The 6,564-nt window shown below is 29.7% G+C and carries 4 protein-coding genes; all 4 read right to left on the bottom strand.

The window, feature by feature from the left end; genetic code table 11:
* The coding region (locus QNK89_RS00240; RefSeq protein WP_340168911.1) for a DUF4249 family protein at window positions 1-357 on the bottom strand (357 nt) is incomplete at its 3' end.
* Between the two features lie 2 nt (window positions 358-359).
* The gene (locus QNK89_RS00235; protein ID WP_340168910.1) at window positions 360-2,735 is read right to left on the bottom strand and encodes a TonB-dependent receptor; all 2,376 of its coding nucleotides are present in this window, start codon (window positions 2,733-2,735) and stop codon (window positions 360-362) included.
* A 236-nt stretch (window positions 2,736-2,971) separates the two neighbouring features.
* Window positions 2,972-5,194 carry an NADP-dependent isocitrate dehydrogenase gene (locus QNK89_RS00230; RefSeq protein ID WP_340168909.1) on the bottom strand — a complete coding sequence of 741 codons (2,223 nt, stop codon included), beginning with the start codon at window positions 5,192-5,194 and terminating at the stop codon, window positions 2,972-2,974.
* Window positions 5,195-5,358: 164 nt separating this feature from the next.
* Window positions 5,359-5,931: a pentapeptide repeat-containing protein gene (locus QNK89_RS00225; protein ID WP_340168908.1), complete on the bottom strand. Its 573-nt coding sequence runs from the start codon at window positions 5,929-5,931 to the stop codon at window positions 5,359-5,361.
* Between the last annotated feature and the right edge of the window lie 633 nt (window positions 5,932-6,564).

Genomic DNA, 6,564 nt, shown 5'->3' with positions numbered 1-6,564 from the left:
AGAAGCAATATAAGTTTCTTCATTGTAGGTAATGTTTAAAATATATTCTTGATTTAATTGAGGATTAAAATTAAAACACTCGTAAACTCCATCGTTATTAGAATCTACAAAATTATAAGTGTTAGTATTATCTGTTACATTAACTATAGCACCTGTAGCAGGAGGTACTTGGTTCTCAAAAAAAGGTGCAGAAAGTGATAGTTTTATAGCTTGGTATTCTCCAGAGTCACCATCAAACCAATTTAAAGAGGCATCAATTACAAATCTTGGTGCTATATTTGGAACTTCTACATCAATCACATCTTCGCAGGATGTGCAAATAATAAATAATATTAATATGTATTTTAAGTTTTTCATTTTTAAAATTTAAAATTATAAGCTACTGATGGTACTGCACCAAAAATAGATAATCTAGTAGCTTCGTTATTTCCAGTTTCTTGATTTTGACCAAAGGTTATTGATGCCGCGTTTCTTCTATTGTATGCATTGTATAGACCAAATACCCATGAGCCTTGCCAACCTTTTGTTTGGTTTGGTTTAGGTGTATATGTTGCTGATAAGTCTAAACGATGATAGCTTGTTAAACGTGTTGAGTTTCTTGGGCTATAATTTGGTACTACTATACCATTATATTCATATTGACTATTTGGGAAAGTTGTTGGTCTACCTGTTTGAAATAAGAAGTTTGCATTTAAGTCCCATTTTTTATTTAAGTTATAACTACTTGTAATAGATATATCATGAGTTCTATCGAATACTGTATTATACCAATCTCCATTATTTATACCTGTCTCGTTTGGAGAACGTCCTTCGGTTTTTTGTTCAGATTTAGATATTGTATACGCAATCCACCCTTTAAAACGCCCTTCGTTTTTTCTAAATAAAACTTCTAAGCCATATGTTCTTGCTTTTCCATTTAATATTACGCGCTCAATAGCATCATTTGCAATAAGATTTGCTCCATCTATATAATCGATTCTATTTCTTAAATCTTTATAGTAAGTTTCAAGTTCTAGAGAGTAGTCTCCATCTTTTAAACTTTTAAAGTAACCAACTGCATATTGATCTAAAATTTGAGGTTTTATAAATTTTCCACTAGGAGCCCAAACATCTAAAGGAGTAGGAGAACTTGTGTTAGATAGTAAATTTAGATATTGCGACATTCTATTATAACTTGCTTTTACAGAAGTATTGCGATTAAATTTATATGCAGCAGAAAACCTAGGCTCTAAGTTTAAAAATGATTTTATAAATTTACCTCTACTTGAAGATTCTGAAGCAATTGGATCTGCACTTTGGTAAATTTGAAAATCGTCATTAAAAGTTACGGCTTCATTATTCTCGTAAACATTTAATTCACTTTGTCCCAAACGCGTGAAAGAGCTTAATCTTAATCCATAGGCAAGTGTAAGGTTGTCTAACACCTTATGTTCTGCATCAATATAAACAGCATTTTCAAAAGCATACTTTTCTGTAAGTTTATCTGCATTTATACCAGAATTAGGAGTAGAAGGCTCAATTTCTCCAGGATTAAATTTATAATAAGTACTATTTAATCCATATTGTAGCTTAAATTTTGTGTTTAAATAGTGTTTAAAATCATATTTAAAATTAAAATTCTGAATTCCTGAATTCCAATTAAACTCAACAAAATCTAAATTTAAACCATAATAATAATCCGAATAGATAAGAGACAGGTTAGAAAAAAGCTTGTCGTTAAATAAATGATTCCACCTAAAATTAACAATGGTGTTTCCGTAGGTGTTTTCAAAACTATCAGATAAATTAAAAACATCTCTACCAAAATAACCAGATAAATAGATGTTGTTATTATCGTTTAATTTATAGCTTAATTTGGTGTTTAAATCGTAAAAATAAGCGACGTTATCTAAGTCGAATAGTGGTAAGAACAAGTGTGCATAAGAGCTTCTTCCACCTAATAAAAAGGAGCCTTTATTTTTTTTTAAAGGGCCTTCTATTAATAGTCTACTCGATACAATACCAATGCCTCCATTAACATGAAACTCTTTACTGTTACCTTCTTTTTGATAGATGTCTAATACAGAAGATACTCTTCCACCATATCTTGCAGGAATACCTCCTTTGTATAATTTTAAGTCTTTAATTGCATCTGGATTAAAAACAGAAAATAAACCAAATAAATGCGAAGAGTTAAACACAGTAGCTTCGTCTAAAAGTATTAAATTTTGATCTGCAGCACCACCTCTAACATTAAAACCAGAAGCGCCTTCTCCAGCATTTGTTACACCAGGTAAAAACGTAATTGCTTTTAAAACATCTGCCTCACCAAGTACTACTGGAATTTGTTTAATAGTAGAAGAGGTGAGTGCATTAACACTCATTTGTGGTCTTCTAATACTAAGTTTTTCTATATTTTCTGTAATTACAACCTCTTCTAAACTTTGTGTAGCTTCAGTTATAATAAAATTTTTCTTAATATTTTCATTAATATCAATAATTTCAGTTTTATCGCTGTAACCAATATAACTTAGTGATACCTTATATGTGCCTTTAGGTATTGTAATTGAATAAAAACCATACTCATTAGTAGAAGTTCCAGTGTTTAATTCTGGAAAAAGAACGGTTACACCTATTAAGGTTTCATTAGTTTCCTGATCTTGAATAACACCGCTTAACGTTACTTTTTCTTGAGAAAAAACAATGGAGCAACTAAAAAATAAGAGTACTAATGCAATTAGTTTTGATAAATTCATTTAAAGCAATTTTTTTAAGATGGTAAAGTTAATAAATCCTAAAGTTAGTTAGAAAAGTTTAACACATAATTTGGGCATTACCAAAACCATGTAAAAAAGCAAGGTTTCGGTCATGTTATCCGCTGTATCTTTTTTTTACATATATTCATGCAACAAAAAAAAGGATGCCGCTTTTACCATTAACGCAAAAACAGCTCCTATAAATGAGCTTTTAAAATATAAATTACTTGTAAATACTAAGCGTTTAAAATGTTATATAACGTTTTACTAGGTCGCATTGCAGCATTTATTAAGCTTTCATTAGGTTCGTAATAACCACCAATATCTAAAGGCTTTCCTTGTATATCGTTTAACTCTTTTACAATAGTAGTTTCGTTATCTGCTAATTTTTTTGCCAAAGTTGCAAACTCTATAGCCAAAGCGCTATCTGTGGTTTGGTTTACTAATTCTTGTGCCCAATACATAGCTAAGTAAAAGTGAGAACCTCTATTATCTAACTCTCCGGCTTTACGCGAAGGTCCTTTTTTGTTTTCTAATAATGTTTCGGTTGCATTATCTAAAGCATCACCTAAAATTTTAGCTCTTGGGTTTTTGTTAACTAAGCTAAAATGTTCAAGAGAAACAGCTAATGCTAAAAACTCTCCTAAAGAGTCCCAACGCAAATGGTTTTCTTCTGTAAATTGTTGTACGTGTTTTGGTGCAGAGCCTCCAGCTCCAGTTTCAAATAAACCTCCACCATTCATTAAAGGAACAATAGATAACATCTTAGCACTAGTTCCAACTTCAAGAATTGGAAATAAATCAGTTAAATAATCTCTTAAAACATTTCCAGAAACCGAAATAGTATCTTTCCCTTCTTTTAAACGTTTACATGTAAAAATAGTAGCATCTATTGGAGATAAGATTCTTAAATCTAATTCATTAGTATCGTGGTCTTTTAAATAATTATTTACCTTTTTAATTAACTGCGCATCATGAGCTCTATTTTTATCTAACCAAAATACTGCTGGTGTTGCAGATGCTTTTGCTCTTGTAACCGCAAGCTTTACCCAATCTTGAATTGGTGCATCTTTAACTTGGCACATTCTCCAAATATCTCCAGTTTCAACTTCGTGAGATAATAACACGTTGCCATTAGAATCTATAACGTCTACTTTTCCGTTAGAGCTTATTTCAAATGTCTTGTCATGAGAACCATATTCTTCTGCTTTTTGAGCCATTAAACCAACATTAGGTACTGTTCCCATTGTTGTAGGATCAAAAGCTCCATGTTCTTTACAAAAATCTATAGTTGCTGTATAAATTCCAGCATAACTACTATCTGGAATTACAGCTTTTGTGTCTTGAGATTTTCCATCAGCATTCCACATTTGTCCAGAGTTACGAATCATTGCTGGCATAGAAGCATCTATAATTACATCGCTAGGTACATGCAAGTTAGTAATACCTTTGTCGCTATTAACCATTGCTAAATCTGCATTATGTTCTAACACATATCTAATGTCTTCTCTTATTTCTTCTCGTTTCTCTTCCGTTAACTCATTTAAATTACTTAATAAGTTACCAAATCCATTGTTTACATCTACACCAATTTTATCGAAAGTTTTCCCATGTTTTTTAAATAAATCTTTAAAAAACACACGTACAGCATGACCAAAAATAATTGGGTCACTAACTTTCATCATTGTTGCTTTCATATGTAAAGAAAACAGCACGCCTTTATCTAAGGCATCTTCAACTTGTTCTTCTAAAAAGCTTAGTAACGCTTTTTTGCTCATTATAGTCGTGTCTATAATTTCGCCTTCTAAAAGTTGTAATTTATCTTTTAATAGTGTTGTTTTTCCACTAGCATCAGTATGTTGAATTTTTACTGTAGTTGCTTCTGCTATGGTTACAGATTTTTCATTGTGTGCAAAATCTCCAGAACTCATTGTAGAAACATGACTTTTAGAATCTTTTGCCCAAGCACCCATTGAATGTGGATTCTTTTTTGCGTAATTTTTTACTGCTTTTGGAGCACGTCTATCACTATTACCTTCACGTAATACAGGATTTACTGCACTACCTTTAATTTTGTCGTAGCGAGATTTAATGTCTTTTTGTTCACTATTTAAAGATTCGTCTGGATAGCTTGGTATTGCAAATCCTTGTTCTTGTAATTCTTTAATAGCTGCTTTTAATTGTGGTACAGAAGCACTAATATTTGGAAGTTTTATTATGTTAGCTTCTGGCTGTTTCGCTAATTCTCCTAAAAAGGCTAAGTCGTCGTTCACCTTTTGGTCATCATTTAAAAAATCTGGGAAGACTGCTAATATTCTAGCTGCAAGAGAAATATCTTTAGTTTCTATATTAATTCCTGAAGATTTTACAAAGGCTTTAACTATTGGTAAAAACGAGCGTGTTGCTAAAGCTGGTGCTTCATCTGTTTTTGTATAAATGATTTTTGGTGTTGTAGACATGTACAAGGTTTTTTAATTCTTTTAAATTCGAAAAGTTTCGGATTGCGAATATACAAAATTTAGAAACCATTTTAAAGCCAGAATAGAAGCTCTTAAATGCTTTTATTTAGACTATAATAATTAGTCTTTCATTTTATTAAATTGATAATTTTATAGCCTAAAAATTATTCAATTATAATTTTATAGTCTTTTAAAAGTCCAAAAACTTCATTTTTTAAAAATTTAGCTCCTTTTAATTTGTTGTTAGATGGAGAAATAGAGTAGTTGTAAGATGATTTAAAATCTACTTTTTCTAAATTAGTATTATCGAAAATAGTTTCGTTTAAGTCACATTTTATAAATTTAGATTGAATTAAATTACAGCTTGTAAAATCTGTTTTCTCTAGTTTGCAATTATTAAAATTAGTGTTGTTTAGTTTTAAATTATAGAATGAGGCTAAATTGAGTTGGCAATTATAAAAAGACATTACTAATAAAAACGTGTTACATTCATTAAATGGTGTACCTACCATTTTACAGTCTTTAAAAACAACATATTTAAAAGCTGTTTCTCCAAGTTTAGCCGAACTAAAGTTACAGTTTGTAAATTCGCATTCTAGAAATGAAATTCCGGATAAGTATGTATTATTAAACTTACAGTTAGTAAATGTACAATTGTCGTATTCAGCTTTTTTTAGATTATTGACAGTGTAGTCAACACTATTAAATTTTTTATCTGCTATAAAGTTTAGATTCATTTTATAAAAGTACTGCTTTTGTTTATTGTAAAGAAACTGAACGTTATAAAAACAAAAGCCATAATATAATAGACTTAACTATTAATATTATGGCTTTCTTGAGATAACATCAACTGATTTATATAGCTTTCGCTAACTTAACATAAAACCTAAGTTTTACATCTTTTCAATTCAAAATCTGTTAAACCAATAATACATTATTGTAACTTTCAAAATGTATTGACGTGTTACTTTTTATGTATCGTTAATTGTTTTTCTAGAGGCTTTAGCTTAAATGCTTTGTTTTCACGCTGTATTTAATTTTTAGCTTTGTTTCGTTATTTTGTATTCTCTTTCGATCTCTACTACTTTAACACAAACTTTTAATTTATTTAAATACAATCTATTTAAACATACTGTATTGTAATAAATATCATGATTTTTGAATATCCATACCTAAACATGGTATTTAAAAATCTTAAAAAACAATTAAAACTTTAAAACTCATTAGTTATTTGCATAACAAAGTAATAAAATTAGTTTAATACAAATGCTAGTTAAACTCAGCAACCAACATATGTTGTTATTAATTCTCTTACTAAATTAAAAAATAATTATTGTAATTATGGTTTTTTAAAACCCTAGTTATTAACT

The sequence above is a fragment of the Lacinutrix sp. genome (assembly GCF_037625555.1).
GTDB lineage: Bacteria > Bacteroidota > Bacteroidia > Flavobacteriales > Flavobacteriaceae > Lacinutrix.
Note: the sequence above shows the minus strand (reverse complement) of the source record. Positions and strands in the feature narration are given on the sequence as shown.

What these genes read in the sequence shown, in the direction of transcription:
- QNK89_RS00235 (WP_340168910.1), bottom strand. Translation starts at nt 2,735, where the DNA reads ATGAATTTATCAAAACTAATTGCATTAGTACTCTTATTTTTTAGTTGC.
- QNK89_RS00230 (WP_340168909.1), bottom strand. Translation starts at nt 5,194, where the DNA reads ATGTCTACAACACCAAAAATCATTTATACAAAAACAGATGAAGCACCA.
- QNK89_RS00225 (WP_340168908.1), bottom strand. Translation starts at nt 5,931, where the DNA reads ATGAATCTAAACTTTATAGCAGATAAAAAATTTAATAGTGTTGACTAC.